This is a genomic window from Caballeronia calidae (assembly GCF_900044055.2).
Taxonomy (GTDB): domain Bacteria; phylum Pseudomonadota; class Gammaproteobacteria; order Burkholderiales; family Burkholderiaceae; genus Caballeronia; species Caballeronia calidae.
On the sequence record NZ_FCOX02000005.1, the window covers coordinates 38,294 to 55,285 of the forward strand.

Genomic DNA, 16,992 nt, shown 5'->3' on the forward strand with positions numbered 1-16,992 from the left:
GCGCCGGTCAGGGGTTCGGCCCGGTCGCGACCGGCCGGCCCGGATCGGCGCTCCACTCGCTCCATGATCCGGGATAGAGCGCCGCGCCGTGCAGGCCGGCGATTTCCATCGCGAGCACGTTGTGGCACGCCGTCACGCCCGAGCCGCATTGCAGCACGATGCGGTCCGCCGGCGTCGCGCCGATCAGCGTGCCGAACGCCTCACGCAGTTCGTGCGCGGTCTTGAAGCGGCCTTCGGCCGTCAGGTTGTTCTTGAAGAAGTGATTGAGCGCGCCGGGAATATGCCCGCCGACGGGATCGATCGTCTCGTTCTCGCCGCGATAACGGTCGGCGGCGCGCGCATCGATTAGCAGATGATCGCGCGTGCCGATGCTGCGCTCGATCGCCTGCGCGTCGATGGTCACCTGCAGCGGCGCGGCGGCCTTGAACGTGCCCTGCGTCTTCGGCGGCGGGGCGGTCTCGAGCGGATTGCCCGCCGCTTCCCACGCCTGCAGGCCGCCGTCGAGCAGCGCGACGGAATCGTGCCCGAGCCAGCGCAACAGCCACCAGAGACGCGCGGCGTACATGCCGCCGTGCGCGTCGTAGGCGACCACCTGCTGGCCTTCATTCAGGCCGAAGCTCGCCAGCTTCGCAACGAGCGCGGCGCGTTCCGGCAACGGATGGCGTCCGTTCGTGCCCGTCTTCACGCCGGACAGATCGCGATCCAGATGAAGATAGTGCGCGCCGGGAATATGCCCTTGCGCGTAAGCCGCTTCGCCCGAATCGGGCGCGGCGAGATCGAAGCGGCAGTCGAACACGAGGATGCTGCCGGGCGCGGCGGCGAGCCGTTCGGCGAGATTCGTCGCCGAGATGAGCGTGGTGTAGTGGGTGTGCGGCATGACGGCTCCTGAAGCGGCGCTTGTGATGCGGGATGAATCAATAGTCTAAAAGAAAAAACGGGCCCGAAAGCCCGTCTTTTCCTGATGACCGCATCGCCGTCAAATGGCGCCGAGTTGATGCCGCAAGAACTCGTGGAAGTGCTGCATGCCGGATTCCATCGGGCTCTGATACGGCCCGACCTGGTTCTCGCCACGCGACATCAGCGCGCGGCGGCCCGCATCCATGCGCTCGGCGATTTCATCGTCCTCGCGCGCGGTTTCCAGGTACGCGGCGCGTTCCGCCTCGATGAACTCACGCTCGAACAGCGCGATTTCCTCGGGGTAATAGAACTCGACGATGTTCGTCGTCTTTTGCGTGCCGTGCGGAATGAGCCACGACACGACCAGCACGTGCGGATACCACTCGATCATCAGACCGGGGTAGTAGACCATCCAGATCGCGCCGAATTCGGGCGGCGCGCCGTTGCGGAAGCGCAGGACCTGGTCGTGCCATTTGCGGTACGTCGGGCTGCCCGGCTTCTCCAGATTCTTGTGGACGCCGACGGTCTGCACGCTGTACCAGTCGCCGAACTCCCACTCGAGGTTGTCGCACGACACGAAGCTGCCGAGGCCCGGATGGAACGGCGCGACGTGATAGTCCTCGAGATAGACCTCGATGAAGGTCTTCCAGTTGTAGTTGCACTCGTGCACTTCGACGTGATCGAACATGAAGCCCGAGAAGTCGAAATGCTTCGCCGTGCCGAGCCTCGCGAGATCCGCAGCGACGTTGCGGCCCTCCGATTCGAAGAGCAGGCCTTGCCAGTTCTGCAATGAAGTCTTGCCGAGGTTCAGGCAGGGCTTGTCCGCGAAGTGCGGCGCGCCGAGCAGTTGACCGTCGAGATCGTAGGTCCAGCGATGCAGCGGGCAGACGATGTTGTCCGCGCTGCCGCGGCCGTTGAGCATGATCGCCTGACGGTGGCGGCACACGTTCGACAGCAGCTCGATATTGTTCTGCTGGTTGCGGACGAGCACGCGCCCTTCGCCCTCGCCGGGAAGCGCGAAATAGTTTCCCGCTTCGGGAACCATGAGTTCGTGCCCGATGTAGCGTGGACCCTGCTTGAAAAGTGTGTCGAGTTCGCGCGTAAGAAGCGCTTCGTCAAAGTAAGCCGTGACTGGCAGCTGACTGTGAATGGCGTTCAGCTGCAATGCATTGCTCAGATTGGACATTCCCACTCCCGATGAAAACGTGAAAGCAGTGAACAACCCAACCATCGAAGATTCGATTTAGGGAGCCCGCGATTATACCGAAATTCGCCACGAAGGGGCGCATAAGGTCTTGATTTGGGTATAAATTGTCGCGAGAGTTCCTCACAATCGCCCCGTGGACGAGTGCGGATGGCATGGCCCGCAAGGTTCGGGCGAAAATGCCGGAAGGCGGTGACCAGCCTTGGCTGCGGACGGGATGCGGGTCGAAAAATTGGCTTTTGCCGTAGAATGTGCGACTTGGTTCCAAAAATTCAATTGCACATCCACGATTCATGGCGAAAACCGCTGTCCAGGAAACAGGCGATAAAACCGGCGCCGACGCGCAGAGCGCGGACGCCGCGCAGCTTCCGGAAAATTATGAGGCGGCGCTGGCAGAGCTCGAATCGCTCGTCGCGCGCATGGAAGAGGGCGCGCTGAGTCTCGAAGAATCGCTTGCGGCGTATCGCCGCGGCGCGGCGCTTGTGGGCTTTTGCCAACAACAGCTCGAAAAAGTCGAGCAGCAGGTGCGCGTTCTCGACGGCGAGACGCTCAAGCCGCTGCCCGCCGAGGTACAGCGTGCGACCCAGGGTGCGGGAGCCTTGAACGACAACGGGGACGACGACCTATGACCTTCGAACAATGGATGCGCGCGACGCTCGACCGCGTCGAGACCGCACTCGAACACTATCTTCCGGGCACGGACGTCGCGCCCGCGCGCCTGCACGAAGCGATGCGCTATGCCGTGCTGGGCGGCGGCAAGCGGGTGAGACCGCTGCTCGTTCATGCGGCGGGCGAGCTGACCGGCGCGAGCGCGCAAGCCGTGGAAGCGGCGAGCGCCGCGCTCGAGATGATTCACGTCTATTCGCTGGTGCATGACGACATGCCCGCCATGGACGACGACGCATTGCGCCGGGGTAAGCCCACGGTACACATCCAATATGACGAAGCGACGGCACTGCTCGTCGGCGACGCGCTGCAATCGCAGGCGTTCGTCGCGCTGACCGCCGAAGGCAACGGTCTGAACGATGGCCAGCAAGCCGCGCTCGTGCGCGAGCTCGCGGTCGCGAGCGGCTCGCTCGGCATGGCGGGCGGACAGGCCATCGACCTCGAAAGCGTCGGGCGCAAGCTGTCGCGGCCCGAGCTCGAGACGATGCATCGCAAGAAAACGGGTGCGCTGCTGCGCGCGTCGGTACGCATGGGCGCGCTCGCGGGCGCGCATCCTGGCGCGGACGCGCTCATGGCGCTGGACCAGTACGCCGCCGCGATTGGCCTTGCGTTCCAGGTGGTCGACGACATCCTCGACGTCACCGCCGATTCCGCGACGCTCGGCAAGACCGCCGGCAAGGATGCGCAGCACGACAAACCCACTTATGTATCGATCATCGGGCTCGACGCGTCGCGCGAGCTCGCCGCACAGCTCGGCCGCGACGCGCACGCCGCGATCCAGCCGTTCGGTGCGCGCGGCCAGCGTCTCGCCGAACTTGCCGACCTGGTCGTGAACCGGGTGAATTGATTGTTGAACGCGTGACGAACCCCACGGCGCGAGGCATGAAACAATCGCGCCGAACGAATCACGCCAGTTTTCCTAAAATGGGACGACGATGTACGACTTGCTGAAAACCATCGACGATCCGGCCGATTTGCGCGCCCTCGATCGCCGCCAACTGCAACCGCTGGCCGACGAGCTGCGAGCCTACGTGCTCGACAGCGTGTCGCAGACGGGCGGCCATCTGTCGTCCAATCTGGGCACGGTCGAGCTGACGATTGCGTTGCACTATGTGTTCGATACGCCTAATGACCGCATCGTCTGGGACGTCGGTCATCAGACGTATCCACACAAGATCCTGACCGGCCGCCGCGATCAGATGCCGGGCCTGCGCCAGCTGGGCGGCATTTCCGGCTTCCCGCGACGCGCCGAGTCCGAGTACGACACCTTCGGCACCGCGCATTCGAGCACGTCGATATCGGCGGCGCTCGGCATGGCGATCGCCAACAAGCTGCAGGGCGACAACCGCTATTCGATCGCCGTGATCGGCGACGGCGCGATGACCGCGGGCATGGCCTTCGAGGCGATGAACAACGCGGGCGTCGCCGACGATCTGCCGCTGCTCGTCATCCTGAACGACAACGACATGTCGATTTCGCCGCCGGTCGGCGCGCTGAATCGCCATCTCGCGCGACTGATGTCGGGCCGCTTCTACGCAGCCGCGCGCGCGGGCGTCGAGCGCGTGCTGCGCGCGGCGCCGCCCATGCTCGATCTCGCCCGCAAGCTCGAAGAGCACGCGAAGGGCATGATCGTGCCGGCCACGCTGTTCGAAGAGTTCGGTTTCAACTACATCGGACCGATCGACGGCCACGATCTCGATTCGCTGATCCCGACGTTGCAGAACATCAAGGAACTGCGCGGCCCGCAATTCCTGCACGTCGTGACGAAGAAAGGCCAGGGCTACAAGCTCGCCGAAGCCGATCCGGTGCTCTATCACGGCCCGGGCAAGTTCAATCCGGCCGAAGGCATCAAGCCGTCGACGGCGCCATCGAAGAAGACCTACACGCAAGTGTTCGGCGAATGGCTGTGCGACGCCGCGGCGCAGGATTCGCGCGTGGTCGGCATCACGCCGGCCATGCGCGAAGGCTCCGGCATGGTCGAGTTCGAGAAGCGCTTTCCGGACCGTTATTTCGATGTCGGCATCGCGGAGCAGCACGCCGTGACGTTCGCGGGCGGTCTCGCGGCGGACGGCATGAAGCCCGTCGTCGCGATCTATTCGACCTTCCTGCAACGCGCGTACGACCAGCTGATCCACGACGTCGCGCTGCAAAACCTGCCTGTCGTGTTCGCGATCGACCGCGCGGGGCTCGTCGGCGCGGACGGTGCGACGCACGCGGGCAACTACGACCTCGCGTTCCTGCGCTGCATCCCGAACATGACGGTGATGGCCGCATCGGACGAAAACGAGTGCCGCCAGATGCTCTACACGGCGCTCCAGCAGCCGAACCCGACGGCCGTGCGCTATCCGCGCGGCGCGGGCACCGGTGTCGCGACCGTCAAGCAGATGAGCGCGATTCCCGTCGGCAAGGGCGAGATTCGCCGCGAGTCGTCGCAGAAGCTCGGCTCGGGCAAGCGCATCGCGATCTGCGCGTTCGGCACGATGGTCGCGCCGTCGATCGCCGCCGCCGAGCAACTCGATCTGACGGTGGCCAACATGCGCTTCGTGAAGCCGGTCGATGCCGATCTGCTGCGCGAGCTCGCCGCGACGCACGACGCGATCGTGACGATCGAGGAAGGCGCGATCATGGGCGGCGCGGGCTCGGCGTGCGTCGAGGCGCTGCTCGCAAGCTCCATCTTGAAGCCCGTGCTGCAACTCGGCCTGCCGGATGCCTTCATCGATCACGGCGATCCGGCCAAGCTGCTTTCGAGCGTCGGGCTGGATGCGGCCGGCATCGTCAAGTCGATTCGCGAACGCTTCATCGACGCCGTCGAAAGCGCGCACGCAGGCAAGCTGACCAAGCGCGTCGCCTGACGCATCGCTGGAACGGCGCGCTCGGGGCGCGCCGCGCATCAACGCATCAACGCTTCGACACACGGCGCGGGCACTGTCCCGCGCCGTGTGCGCTTCAACGTTTCGATCCGCTCGCGTCTTCATGACGCGCGGCGCATAAGGACAAAACAAATGAATCAGATGAATCCCGCCTTCGTGATGCCCGATGTTCAAAGCACCCCCGACGTGCGCCAGATCGCGATTCAGCGCGTCGGCGTGAAGGGCGTGCGGCATCCGTTGTCGGTGCGCACGGCGAACGGCGTGCAGCCGAGCGTCGGCGTGTGGAATCTCGATGTGCATCTGCCCGCCGACCAGAAGGGCACGCACATGTCGCGCTTCGTCGCGCTGCTGGAAGAGAATGGCGAACCGCTCGATCAGGCCGCGCTGCGCACGCTGCTCGCCGCGATGCTGACCAAGCTCGAAGCGCATTCGGGGCGTATCGAAGTGAGCCTGCCGTACTTCGTGATGAAGACGGCGCCCGTCTCCGGCGTGCAAAGCCTGCTCGACTACGAAGCGACCTTCATCGCCGAGCGGCGCGATGACGAAACCCGCCTGTCGATGAAAGTGCTCGTGCCCGTGACGAGCCTGTGCCCGTGCTCGAAGAAAATCTCGCAATACGGCGCGCATAACCAGCGCTCGCACGTGACGATCACGGCGGAGCTCGCGGGCGACGTCGCGGTCGAGGATCTGATCCGCATCGCGGAAGAAGAGGCGTCGTGCGAACTGTGGGGCTTGCTGAAGCGCCCCGACGAGAAGTTCGTGACCGAGCGCGCGTATGAGAACCCGAAGTTCGTCGAAGACCTCGTGCGCGATGTCGCGACGCGCCTGAACGCGGACGAGCGCATCGTCGCGTATGTGCTCGAAGCGGAGAACTTCGAGTCGATCCACAATCACAGCGCGTTTGCGGTGATCGAGCGGGACAAGCGCCGCGACGCCTGAGTCGGCGTCAGGCGAGCGCCGTTTCCGATGAAACGTGCGCTTCCCGCACCGAAGCCATCACCAGCGACGCCAGCCGCTCGACCGGCGGCGATGCGCTTCCCGGCGCGCGATGCAACGCCAGCGGAATCGACGGCAACGCGGGCAGGCCGCAGTCGCCGGCATCGAGCGCGCGCACCGTCGACGGCAATCCGTAGCGCGTGCGCACCGTTACGCCGAGACCGGCCGCCGCCGCGGCCCACAAGCCCGACAGGCTCGGGCTCGTGAACGCCACCCGCCATTTGATGCCCGCGCGGTCGAGCGCCGCCGCCGCCGCGCTGTGAAACAGACACGGCCGATCGAACGCGATGAGCGGCAAGGGCTCGTCGGGATCGTATTGCCAGGGAACCGTCGATGACGCGATCCAGCGCATCGGCGGCGCGGCGATCGGCTCGGCGATCATCGCGGCGTTGCTGTCGCCGGTGACGCCGCCCGTGCCCCACACGAGCGCGAGATCGAGTTGCCCCGTATCGATGCGCTCCAGCAGCTCGGTATTGCGCGCCACACGCGCTTCGATCCGCACCTTCGGATGCGCCCGCGCGAAGCGGCCGAGCACGTCGGGCAGCACGACTTCGCCGAAATCTTCCTGCAAGCCGAGCCGGATCCAGCCTTCCAGATCGACGCCTCGAATGGCGACGGCGGCTTCGTCGTTCAGTTCGACGAGCCGCCGGGCGTAGCCGAGCATCACTTCGCCCGCGTCCGTGAGCGCGAGCCCGCGCCCGGACTTGCGAAAGAGCGCCGCGCCCGCCTGTTCCTCCAGCTTGCGAAGCTGCGCACTCACCGCCGATGTCGAGCGTCCGACGCGGTCCGCCGCCTTCGCGAAGCTGCCCAGGTCCATGCCCGCGACGAAGCTGCGCAGCACCGCGAGATCGAATGTCGTCTGGCTCATGGCAATCGTCCTGATTTTTCGAATGATCGATGAAGAACTTTGTGATTTTAAGGACGATCCTAAGCCCTCAAACTGGCCGCAGTCAAATTCGACATGGACTGCACGATGGCCACTCCTCTCGTACTGAAATCGAAAAATGCGCCCGCGCTCGGCGGCGGGCATCGCTGGAAGGTGCTCGGTGTCGGCGTCGCGGCGAACGCGAGTTTCTCGGCGGCTGCGGCCGGCATTCCGACCACGGCCGTGTGGATGCGCAGCGGCTATCACCTGAGCAACGGCGAACTGGGACTCGTGCTCGGTGCGCTCGGACTGGGCGTCGCGCTTTCTGAATTGCCTTGGGGCGTATTGACGGATCGCTGGGGCGACCGTCCGGTTCTGCTGACAGGCCTGCTGTCCACCGCCGCGGTGCTCGTCGCGATGAGCTTCTTCGCGCTGCCGTCGTCGGCCACGCTCGGCTGGCTCGTCTTCGCGATGTGCGCGCTCGGTCTGTTGGGCGGCAGCGTGAACGGATCGAGCGGACGCGCGGTGATGGCGTGGTTCGCGGAAGGCGAGCGCGGCCTCGCGATGAGCATCCGGCAGACGGCGGTGCCGCTCGGCGGCGGCATCGGCGCGGCGCTGTTGCCGTGGCTCGCGTCGTCGCATGGCTTTGCGGCGGTGTTCGGCGCGCTGGCGGCGATGTGCGCGGTCTCGGGTGCCTTGGCCTGGCGCTGGCTGCACGAGCCGCCTGACGCGACGCATCGCGCGGCCGCGAACAAGAGCGCGGCACCGCTGACGAACGCGCTGGTCTGGCGCGTCGTGCTCGGCATCGGCATCCTGTGCGTGCCGCAGTTCGCGGTGCTGACGTTCGCGACCGTGTTTCTGCACGATGCCGGTCATTTCGGCGTGACCGCGATCAGCGCGACGATGGGCGCGATCCAGCTCGGCGCGATGGCGATGCGCGTCTGGAGCGGCCGTCACACGGACCGGCACGGCAACCGGCGTGCGTACATGCGCGTGTCGGTGATCGTGGCGTCGGCGTCGTTCGTCGTGCTGGCGGCGGCGACCGCGAGCGGCGCCGCGCATGCGCCCGTGCTGCTCGCGTCGATTCTTGTCTTCGCCGGCATCTGCGTCTCGGCGTGGCACGGCGTCGCGTACACGGAACTGGCGACGCTCGCCGGCACCGAACGTGCGGGCACCGCGCTCGGCATGGCGAATACGGCCGTCTACGCCGGCTTCTTCCTGACGCCGCTCGTCATTCCGCAGGTGCTCGCGGCGGGATCGTGGACGGTCGTATGGCTCGCGGCGGGCGTGTGCGCGTCGTTTGCGCTGCTGTTGTTTCCCCGGCCCGAGCGACCTTAAACTGTCCGTCCGAGAAATCGACCACGCGGAGCGCATCGTGATTCTCATCGGCCAATACGATTCCCCGTTCGTGCGGCGCGTTGCCATCGCGCTGAATCTTTACGGCATGGCGTACGAGCATCGCCCGTGGTCGACCTTCGGGGATGCCGACAAGATCGCGCCGTACAACCCGCTGTGCCGCGTGCCGACGCTCGTGCTCGATTCCGGCGATGCGCTCATCGAGAGCACGATGATCCTCGATTACCTCGATGAACAGGCGGGCGATGCGCGCGCGCTGGTCGCATCGCGCGGCGAGCAACGGCGTCAGGCGCTGAAGGTCTGCGCCTTGGCAACGGGCCTCGCCGACAAGGCCGTCGCGCTCGTCTACGAACGCGTGCTGCACAAGGAGAAATCGCAGGCGTGGCTCGATCGCTGCGCGGGGCAGGTCGAGCGCGTGCTCAATGCGCTGGAAGCGGACCGCGCCGCGCGCGCGACGCCTTACTGGTTCGGCGATGCCATCGGCCACGCGGATATCGCCGTGGCCTGTGCACTGCGCTTCGCGCGCGAGGCGCATCCGGAGATTTTCAGTTCGACGCGCTGGCCGACGCTCATCGGCCATAGCGACCGCTGCGAGATGCTGGCGGTCTTCAAGGCGATCGTGCAGCCGTTCAATCCGCCGCGCTAAACGCTCGGCTTCAGGCTCACGCGCGCGCGAGCGATGTCAGGTCCCAGCGCGGCTTCACGGTGAACGCGTAGTCGCGCACGGCCTGCTCGGGCCAGCGCGCAAGCCGCAGCGCGCCCGCGAGCGCGATCATCGCGCCGTTGTCGGTGCACAGCGAGAGGTCGGGATAATGCACGTCGAAGCGGCGCTTCTTCGCCGCCGCCGACAGCGCCTCGCGCAACTGCCGGTTCGCGCCGACACCGCCCGCCACGACGAGCCGCTTCAAGCCCGTCTTCTTCAGCGCGGCCAGCGATTTGGCGACGAGCACGTCCACCGCCGCATCGACGAAACCGCGCGCGAGATCGGCCTTCGCCTGCTCGCATACGTTGTTGCCGAGCTTGCGGCTTTGCGTGAGCACGGCGGTTTTCAGGCCGCTGAAGCTGAAGTCGAGATCGCCGGAATGGAGCATCGGACGCGGCAGCGTGACCGCGCCCGGCGTGCCGAACTCCGCGAGCCGCGACACTTCCGGCCCGCCCGGATAGCCGAGGCCGAGCAGCTTCGCGGTTTTGTCGAAGGCTTCGCCGGCGGCATCGTCGAGGGTTTCGCCGAGCGTCTCGTACACGCCGACATCGGTGACGCGCATCAGCTGCGTGTGCCCGCCCGACACCAGCAGCGCGACGAACGGAAAGGGCGGCGGTTCGGCAACGAGCAGCGGCGACAGCAGATGCCCTTCGAGATGATGGATGCCGACGGTCGGCTTGTCCCACGCCATCGCGAGCGAATTGGCGATGCTCGCGCCCACGAGCAGCGCGCCCGCGAGACCCGGCCCCTGCGTGAACGCGATGGCGTCGATATCGCCGCGCCTCGCGCCGGACTTCTCCAGTACTTCCTCGAGCAGCGGCAGCGCGCGCCGGATGTGATCGCGCGAAGCGAGTTCCGGCACGACGCCGCCGTAATCGCGATGCATCGCGATTTGCGAGTGGAGAGCGTGCGAAAGCAGGCCGCGCTCGGTGTCGTAGAGGGCGAGGCCGGTTTCGTCGCAGGAGCTTTCGATGCCTAGAACGAGCATGGATTCAAAGCGTCAGAGGTAACAGAAAAGTATAGCAGCGGCGGGTAAATCGCGTCCCGCAGGTAAAATGCGCGCCATGGAATCCTTCGATATCGCCGTCATCGGCGCGGGCGCGGCCGGCATGATGTGCGCGGCCGTGGCCGCTCAATCCGGGCGCCGCGTCGTGCTCATCGACCACGCCGAGCGTCTCGCCGAAAAAATCCGCATCTCCGGCGGCGGGCGTTGCAACTTCACCAACATCAATGCTCAGCCGGCCAATTTTTTATCGGCGAATCCGCATTTCTGCCGCTCCGCGCTTGCGCGTTACACGCCGCGCGATTTTCTCGCGCTGCTCAAGCAATACCGCGTGAAGTGGCACGAGAAGCACAAGGGCCAGCTTTTTTGCGACGACTCCAGCGATACGGTCATCGACGTGCTGAAAAGCGAGTGCGATGCGGGCGGCGTCGCGTGGCGGCGTCCGGTCAGCGTGCATGAGATCCGTCACGACGGCGCGCGCTTTGCGCTCGACACGACCGCGGGCGCGATCGGCGCGGCGGCGCTCATCATCGCGACGGGCGGCCTGTCGATTCCGAAGATCGGCGCGACGGACTTCGGTTATCGCGTCGCGAAGCAGTTCGGCCACAAGCTCGTCGATACGCGTCCCGCGCTGGTTCCGCTGACGTTCACGTCCGCCGACTGGGCGCCGTTCGCCGCGCTCTCGGGGCTTTCGCTGCCGGTGCGCATCGGCACAGGCAAGGGCAAAGCGCGCGGCGAGTTCGACGAGGATCTGCTGCTCACGCATCGCGGCGTGTCGGGGCCGGGCGTGCTGCAGATATCGAGCTACTGGAACACGTCGGAGCCGATCCACGTCGATCTGCTCCCCGACGCCGACGCCGCCGAAATGCTGATCGAAGCGAAAGCGGGCTCGAAGAAGCAGATCGGCAACTTCCTCGGCGAGCACGTCCCCGCGCGTCTCGCGCACGCCTGGCTCGAAGCGCAGCGCGTGTCCGTCGATGCGCGCCTCGCCGATCTGCCCGACCGCACTTTGCGCGCCATCGGCGCGTCGCTGTCGAACTGGACGCTGATGCCGAGCGGCACCGAAGGCTATCGCAAGGCGGAAGTGACGCGCGGCGGTGTCGATACCCGCGAGCTTTCGTCGGCGACGATGATGAGCGAGCGCGTCGCCGGGCTCTATTTCATCGGCGAGGCGGTGGATGTCACCGGCTGGCTCGGCGGCTACAACTTCCAGTGGGCGTGGGCGTCGGGCGTCGCGGCGGGCAAGGCCGCCGCCGAGTTCGCGCGCGGCGCGGCGACGGCCGGCTGAGCGCGCACTCGCGGGGGTTTTGGCGAGTCTCGAAATGCGTACCCGTTTGCTATACTCAGTCGGTCATCGGAGGATTCTCTCCGCTCTGGCTGGCGCTCGGACGGTTATCGCGGCAAGGCATGGATGCATGGTTCGCCGCGGCTCAAAACGGCTCGCAAACAATCCCGCTTGAGGAGGCGTTTCCCAAGCGGGTTTTTGCTTTCGCGGCACGGTCGGCGCCCGCCGGAATTCAAACTTTCGCAATTGCACCGGGTGAACGATGAGCCTCAAAGACCAGATCAACGACGACATGAAGACTGCCATGCGCGCGAAGGAAACCGAGCGCCTCGGCACGATTCGCCTGCTGCTCGCGGCAATCAAGCAGCGTGAAGTCGACGATCGCGTCACGCTCGACGACGCGGGCATCACCGCCGTCATCGACAAGATGATCAAGCAGCGCAAGGATTCGATCAGCCAGTTCGAGGCCGCGGGCCGCACCGATCTCGCCGACAAGGAAAAGGCGGAGCTCGCGGTGCTGTCGGCGTACATGCCGGAACAGCTTTCCGCCGATGCGATCGCCGCCGAAGTGCAGGCCGCCATCGCCGCGACGGGTGCCGCCGGCCCGCAGGACATGGGCAAGGTGATGGGCGTGCTGAAGCCGAAGCTGGCCGGCAAAGCCGACATGACCGCCGTCTCGGCGCAGGTGAAGGCAGCACTCGCCAAGTAACCTCCGCGGCTTATTGATCGGTGATTCCGCACGCATTCCTGCAGGATTTGCTCAACCGCGTCGATATCGTCGACGTGGTGGGCCGTTACGTCCAGTTGAAAAAGGGCGGCGCGAACTTCATGGGCCTTTGCCCGTTTCACAACGAGAAGAGCCCGTCGTTCACCGTCAGCCCGACGAAACAGTTCTATCACTGCTTCGGGTGTGGCGCGCATGGCACCGCGATCGGATTTTTGATGGAGCACACCGGTCTCACGTTTCCCGAGGCCGTGAAGGAACTCGCGCAGGGCGCGGGTTTGACCGTGCCGCAGGAACCTTCGAATTCGTTCCGCGGCGGCGCCGGCGGCGAGAGCGCACCGAGCAAGGCGGTCAGCGTCGCGCTCACCGACGTGATGCAGACCGCGTGCGATTTCTATCGCAAGCAATTGCGCGGTGCGGCGAACGCCGTCGCTTATCTCAAGAAACGCGGATTGACCGGCGAGGTCGCCGCGCGCTTCGGGCTCGGCTACGCACCGGACGGCTGGCAGAACCTCGAAGCTGCATTTCCCGATTATCGGGATGACAACCTGGTGGAATCGGGTCTCGTGATCGTCAGCGAGAAAACCGATTCGCAGGGCCAGGCGCGCCGCTACGATCGTTTCCGCGAGCGGGTGATGTTCCCGATCCGTAACGTGAAAGGGAACGTGATCGGCTTCGGCGGGCGCGTGCTCGACGGCGGCGAGCCCAAGTATCTGAACTCGCCGGAAACGCCGCTCTTCAGCAAGGGCAGCGAGTTATACGGGCTGTTCGAGGCGCGCCTCGCGATTCGCGAACTGGGCTACGTGCTCGTCGTCGAAGGGTATATGGATGTCGTCGCGCTCGCGCAACTCGGCTTTGCGAACGCCGTGGCGACGCTCGGCACGGCTTGCACGCCGGTCCACGTGCAAAAGCTCTTTCGCCAGACGGATACCGTCGTCTTCAGCTTCGACGGCGATTCGGCCGGCCGCCGCGCCGCGCGTCGCGCGCTGGAGGCGGCGTTGCCGCACGCGGCGGACAACCGGACGATCAAATTTCTCTTTCTGCCGAAAGAGCACGATCCGGACAGCTACGTGCGCGAATTCGGCACGGACGGTTTCGGCGAGCAGGTCGATCGCGCGATGCCCTTGTCGCAGTTTCTTCTGAACGAGGTGCTGAACGACAAGGAGCTGGAGCAGCCCGAAGGCCGCGCGAAAGCACTCTTCGACGCGAAGCCGCTGCTTCAGGCGCTGCCCGCGAACGCGCTGCGGGTGCAGATCCTGCATATGCTCGCGGATCGGCTCGACACGCCGTTCACCGAGATCGCCGCGTTGTGCGACATCGATTCGCGCGCGGCGGCCGTTGCGCGCGCGAACGTGCCGAAGAGCGAGCGCCGTCGCGTGACGGGGCAGGAGCAGCGCGCGTTGCGCAATCTGGTGATGTATCCGGGCATCGCGGTATCGCTCGATCAGGACAGCGAGCGCACCCTCGTCACGATGACCGAGCACGGCGAACTGTTCAGCGAAGTGATCTCGCACGCTCGCGAACTGGGGAACGCAGCGGAATTTCAGTTGCTGTCGGAGATCTTGAGAAATGCAGCAAACGCGCCCACGTACGACGATATCTTCCAGGAAATTCTCGCCTATGATGAAAACGTTCGCGATTTGCTGATGCGCGACCCGGCCGACGAGGACGCCGCGCAGCGAGTCGAGGAGCAGCGGCGCCTGCTCGCCGAGGAATTGCAGGCGACCGTCGTCAAGCTGCGGCACGACAGCTATCGGGCGCGGCTGGACCAATTGGCGCGGCAGTCGAGCCTGTCGGCGGAGGAGGTCGCGGAGTTTTCGGAGCTGTCGGCGAAAGTCGCGCAGATCAAGGCCGGGCGGGGCGCAAGCCCGGCTGGCGGAAGGTGAACTGCTATAATAAAAAGTTCAAAATGAATTGCTTTTTGTCAACTGTTTGAACGTTTTTCCTGCCTTTCGATTTAGAGGCGAACGAGGCGTCGAGCAGTTGGCAAAGATCATTTGGCAACGAGCATTCGAAGCAGTCATGCAGTAAAGCCGGCGCGTTGGCCGGTTGGGGGAGCAGAAAGGCCAGGCTGAATCGGCTGTCCGTGATGTGGCGCGATGCGGTTCTACGTGGCGCATGCCGCATATATCACACGAAACGGACGGTTAAGCACGCCGACGAACAGACGGGCGCAAGGGAAGCGGCTGCTATTGAGGGTAGGCGAGGAGAGGCGATTCACACTCGTCCGAACCGCAATGGCGCCCCGGGCAGGGCACGCAGGACGAAGCAGCGTGCGCGTATTGGGTATTCACGGTTCCATCGGCTGTTGTCCAGCAGCCGCGAGTCGAGACTAGAGCCGGTATGGCGAACTCCATGACGAAAAAGCTGAACGATGTATCCGTCGAAGACGACGCAACGCAAAACGCAGAGTCTGGCGCCGCTCCCGCGGCGAAGGTCGAAAAGGCCAGGGCTCGCGATCGCCGCGCGAAGGAGAAGGCGCTTCTGAAGGACGCGTTTTCATCGAGCGCGCCCGGCACCGTCGAGGAACTCGAAGAGCGGCGCGGCAAGCTGCGCGCGCTCATCAAGCTCGGCAAGGAGCGCGGCTTTCTCACCTATGGCGAAATCAACGATCACCTTCCGGACAACTTCACGGAAACCGAGGCGATCGAAGGCATCATCAGCACGTTCAATGACATGGGCGTGGCGGTGTACGAGCAGGCGCCCGATGCCGAAACGCTGCTGCTGAACGACAACGCGCCGAACGCCTCCTCCGACGACGAAGTCGAGGAGGAAGCCGAAGTCGCCCTTTCCACCGTCGATTCCGAATTCGGCCGCACGACCGACCCGGTGCGCATGTACATGCGCGAGATGGGCACGGTCGAGCTCTTGACGCGCGAGGGCGAGATCGAGATCGCGAAGCGCATCGAAGACGGCCTCAAGCACATGGTCATGGCGATCTCCGCCTGCCCGACGACCATCGCGGATATCCTCGCGATGGCCGAGCGCGTGCAGAACGAGGAAGTGCGCGTCGATGAGCTCGTCGACGGCCTGATCGATCCGAACGCCGAGGACACGGACGGCTTCTCGGAGCAGGAGGCCGAGGCGATCGAGTCGGAGAACGAGGAAGCCGAGGAAGAAGGCGACGAGGAAGAGGAAGAAGAGGACGACGGCAGCGCGCAAGCCAGCGCGAACGCCGCACAGCTCGAAGCCCTCAAGCTCCAGTCGCTCGAGAAGTTCTCGCTCATCAGCGAGTGGTTCGAGAAGATGCGCCGTGCCTATGAGAAGGAAGGCTACAAGTCGAAGGCGTATCTGAAGGCGCAGGAAGCCATCCAGACGGAGTTGATGAACATCCGCTTTACGGCGCGCACCGTCGAGCGTCTGTGCGACACGTTGCGTGCGCAGGTGGATGAGGTGCGCCAGGTCGAGCGCCAGATTCTGCATACGGTCGTCGACAAATGCGGCATGCCGCGTGCCGAATTCATCACGCGCTTCCCGGGCAGCGAAACGGACCTCGAATGGGCCGACAAGGTTGTCGCGGAAGGGCACGAGTACAGCGCGGTGCTGGAGCGCAATATTCCGGCGATCCGCGAGCAGCAACAGCGTCTGCTGGATCTGCAGGCGCGCGTCGTGCTGCCGCTGAAGGATCTGAAGGAAACCAACCGGCAGATGGCGGCGGGCGAGCTGAAGGCCCGTCAGGCGAAGCGCGAGATGACCGAGGCGAACCTGCGCCTCGTGATCTCGATCGCGAAGAAGTACACGAACCGCGGCCTGCAGTTCCTCGATTTGATCCAGGAAGGCAACATCGGTCTGATGAAGGCGGTGGACAAGTTCGAATATCGCCGCGGTTACAAGTTTTCGACATATGCGACGTGGTGGATCCGTCAGGCCATCACGCGTTCGATCGCGGACCAGGCGCGCACGATCCGCATTCCGGTTCACATGATCGAAACGATCAACAAGATGAACCGCATCTCGCGGCAGATTTTGCAGGAAACCGGCCTCGAGCCGGATCCGGCGACGCTCGCCGAGAAGATGGAAATGCCGGAGGACAAGATCCGCAAGATCATGAAGATCGCGAAGGAGCCGATCTCCATGGAAACGCCGATCGGCGACGACGACGACTCGCATCTCGGCGATTTCATCGAGGATACGAACACGGTGGCGCCGTCGGATGCGGCCTTGCATGCCAGCATGCGCGATGTCGTGAAGGACGTGCTCGACTCGCTGACGCCGCGCGAGGCGAAGGTGTTGCGGATGCGCTTCGGCATCGAGATGAGTACGGATCACACGCTGGAGGAGGTCGGCAAGCAGTTCGACGTCACGCGTGAGCGGATTCGCCAGATCGAGGCGAAGGCGCTGCGCAAGCTACGTCATCCGAGCCGGTCGGACAAGCTCAAATCGTTCCTCGAAGGGAACTGACAAGGCGGTTCGGGCTTGTATT

General features: G+C 65.0%; 14 protein-coding genes. 10 read left to right on the plus strand and 4 right to left on the minus strand.

The features are described from left to right. Positions 1–7: 7 nt before the first annotated feature. Positions 8–877, minus strand: a complete 870-nt coding sequence (locus tag AWB78_RS06945; RefSeq protein ID WP_062603584.1) for a sulfurtransferase — start codon at positions 875–877, stop codon at positions 8–10. 99 nt (positions 878–976) lie between these two features. Next, complete coding sequence (locus AWB78_RS06950; protein WP_062603585.1) at positions 977–2,083, minus strand: aromatic ring-hydroxylating oxygenase subunit alpha; 1,107 nt, start codon at positions 2,081–2,083, stop codon at positions 977–979. A 311-nt stretch (positions 2,084–2,394) separates the two neighbouring features. Here AWB78_RS06950 and AWB78_RS06955 point away from each other — a divergent pair, with 311 nt between their 5' ends. The 4 genes from AWB78_RS06955 (at position 2,395) to folE2 (ending at position 6,576) form a co-directional block, all read left to right on the plus strand. Next, positions 2,395–2,730, plus strand: coding sequence for an exodeoxyribonuclease VII small subunit (locus tag AWB78_RS06955; RefSeq protein ID WP_062603588.1), 336 nt, complete (start codon positions 2,395–2,397; stop codon positions 2,728–2,730). Beyond that, positions 2,727–3,614, plus strand: coding sequence for a polyprenyl synthetase family protein (locus tag AWB78_RS06960; RefSeq protein ID WP_062603589.1), 888 nt, complete (start codon positions 2,727–2,729; stop codon positions 3,612–3,614). Before AWB78_RS06955 ends, AWB78_RS06960 begins: the two co-directional genes overlap by 4 nt. An 88-nt stretch (positions 3,615–3,702) precedes the next feature. Then, positions 3,703–5,619 carry a 1-deoxy-D-xylulose-5-phosphate synthase gene (gene dxs / locus AWB78_RS06965; RefSeq protein WP_062603591.1) on the plus strand — a complete coding sequence of 639 codons (1,917 nt, stop codon included), beginning with the start codon at positions 3,703–3,705 and terminating at the stop codon, positions 5,617–5,619. A 150-nt stretch (positions 5,620–5,769) separates the two neighbouring features. Then, on the plus strand, positions 5,770–6,576 hold the full coding sequence (folE2, locus tag AWB78_RS06970) for a GTP cyclohydrolase FolE2 (RefSeq protein WP_062603597.1): 807 nt from the start codon (positions 5,770–5,772) through the stop codon (positions 6,574–6,576). Between the two features lie 7 nt (positions 6,577–6,583). On the opposite strand, the gene AWB78_RS06975 is transcribed toward folE2, so the two are convergent. After that, positions 6,584–7,501 carry a LysR substrate-binding domain-containing protein gene (locus tag AWB78_RS06975; protein WP_062603598.1) on the minus strand — a complete coding sequence of 306 codons (918 nt, stop codon included), beginning with the start codon at positions 7,499–7,501 and terminating at the stop codon, positions 6,584–6,586. Between the two features lie 105 nt (positions 7,502–7,606). Here AWB78_RS06975 and AWB78_RS06980 point away from each other — a divergent pair, with 105 nt between their 5' ends. Both AWB78_RS06980 and AWB78_RS06985 read left to right on the plus strand, forming a co-directional pair. Continuing rightward, on the plus strand, positions 7,607–8,836 hold the full coding sequence (locus tag AWB78_RS06980; protein WP_062603600.1) for an MFS transporter: 1,230 nt from the start codon (positions 7,607–7,609) through the stop codon (positions 8,834–8,836). A 37-nt stretch (positions 8,837–8,873) separates the two neighbouring features. After that, positions 8,874–9,500, plus strand: a complete 627-nt coding sequence (locus tag AWB78_RS06985) for a glutathione S-transferase family protein (protein WP_062603602.1) — start codon at positions 8,874–8,876, stop codon at positions 9,498–9,500. 16 nt (positions 9,501–9,516) lie between these two features. Here AWB78_RS06985 and tsaD read toward each other — a convergent pair whose 3' ends face one another. Beyond that, the gene (gene tsaD, locus AWB78_RS06990) at positions 9,517–10,545 is read right to left on the minus strand and encodes a tRNA (adenosine(37)-N6)-threonylcarbamoyltransferase complex transferase subunit TsaD (protein ID WP_062603603.1); all 1,029 of its coding nucleotides are present in this window, start codon (positions 10,543–10,545) and stop codon (positions 9,517–9,519) included. Between the two features lie 76 nt (positions 10,546–10,621). On the opposite strand from tsaD, the gene AWB78_RS06995 reads away from it, so the two are divergent. From AWB78_RS06995 to rpoD, 4 genes are all read left to right on the plus strand, one after another. Next, positions 10,622–11,848, plus strand: a complete 1,227-nt coding sequence (locus AWB78_RS06995) for a BaiN/RdsA family NAD(P)/FAD-dependent oxidoreductase (RefSeq protein ID WP_062603605.1) — start codon at positions 10,622–10,624, stop codon at positions 11,846–11,848. A 259-nt stretch (positions 11,849–12,107) separates the two neighbouring features. Then, the gene (locus AWB78_RS07000; protein ID WP_062603606.1) at positions 12,108–12,554 is read left to right on the plus strand and encodes a GatB/YqeY domain-containing protein; all 447 of its coding nucleotides are present in this window, start codon (positions 12,108–12,110) and stop codon (positions 12,552–12,554) included. Positions 12,555–12,574: 20 nt separating this feature from the next. Next, a complete protein-coding gene (dnaG, locus tag AWB78_RS07005) occupies positions 12,575–14,455 on the plus strand; it encodes a DNA primase (protein WP_062603609.1) in 1,881 nt (626 codons plus the stop codon). A gap of 457 nt (positions 14,456–14,912) precedes the next feature. Next, positions 14,913–16,970, plus strand: a complete 2,058-nt coding sequence (rpoD, locus tag AWB78_RS07010; protein ID WP_074173405.1) for an RNA polymerase sigma factor RpoD — start codon at positions 14,913–14,915, stop codon at positions 16,968–16,970. Positions 16,971–16,992: the final 22 nt, after the last annotated feature.

Excerpts from the sequence above, each read along its gene's own strand:
- AWB78_RS06945 (WP_062603584.1), bottom strand. The coding sequence starts at position 877 with ATGCCGCACACCCACTACACCACGCTCATCTCGGCGACGAATCTCGCC.
- AWB78_RS06950 (WP_062603585.1), bottom strand. The coding sequence starts at position 2,083 with ATGTCCAATCTGAGCAATGCATTGCAGCTGAACGCCATTCACAGTCAG.
- AWB78_RS06955 (WP_062603588.1), top strand. The coding sequence starts at position 2,395 with ATGGCGAAAACCGCTGTCCAGGAAACAGGCGATAAAACCGGCGCCGAC.
- AWB78_RS06960 (WP_062603589.1), top strand. The coding sequence starts at position 2,727 with ATGACCTTCGAACAATGGATGCGCGCGACGCTCGACCGCGTCGAGACC.
- dxs (WP_062603591.1), top strand. The coding sequence starts at position 3,703 with ATGTACGACTTGCTGAAAACCATCGACGATCCGGCCGATTTGCGCGCC.
- folE2 (WP_062603597.1), top strand. The coding sequence starts at position 5,770 with ATGAATCAGATGAATCCCGCCTTCGTGATGCCCGATGTTCAAAGCACC.
- AWB78_RS06975 (WP_062603598.1), bottom strand. The coding sequence starts at position 7,501 with ATGAGCCAGACGACATTCGATCTCGCGGTGCTGCGCAGCTTCGTCGCG.
- AWB78_RS06980 (WP_062603600.1), top strand. The coding sequence starts at position 7,607 with ATGGCCACTCCTCTCGTACTGAAATCGAAAAATGCGCCCGCGCTCGGC.
- tsaD (WP_062603603.1), bottom strand. The coding sequence starts at position 10,545 with ATGCTCGTTCTAGGCATCGAAAGCTCCTGCGACGAAACCGGCCTCGCC.
- AWB78_RS06995 (WP_062603605.1), top strand. The coding sequence starts at position 10,622 with ATGGAATCCTTCGATATCGCCGTCATCGGCGCGGGCGCGGCCGGCATG.
- AWB78_RS07000 (WP_062603606.1), top strand. The coding sequence starts at position 12,108 with ATGAGCCTCAAAGACCAGATCAACGACGACATGAAGACTGCCATGCGC.
- rpoD (WP_074173405.1), top strand. The coding sequence starts at position 14,913 with ATGGCGAACTCCATGACGAAAAAGCTGAACGATGTATCCGTCGAAGAC.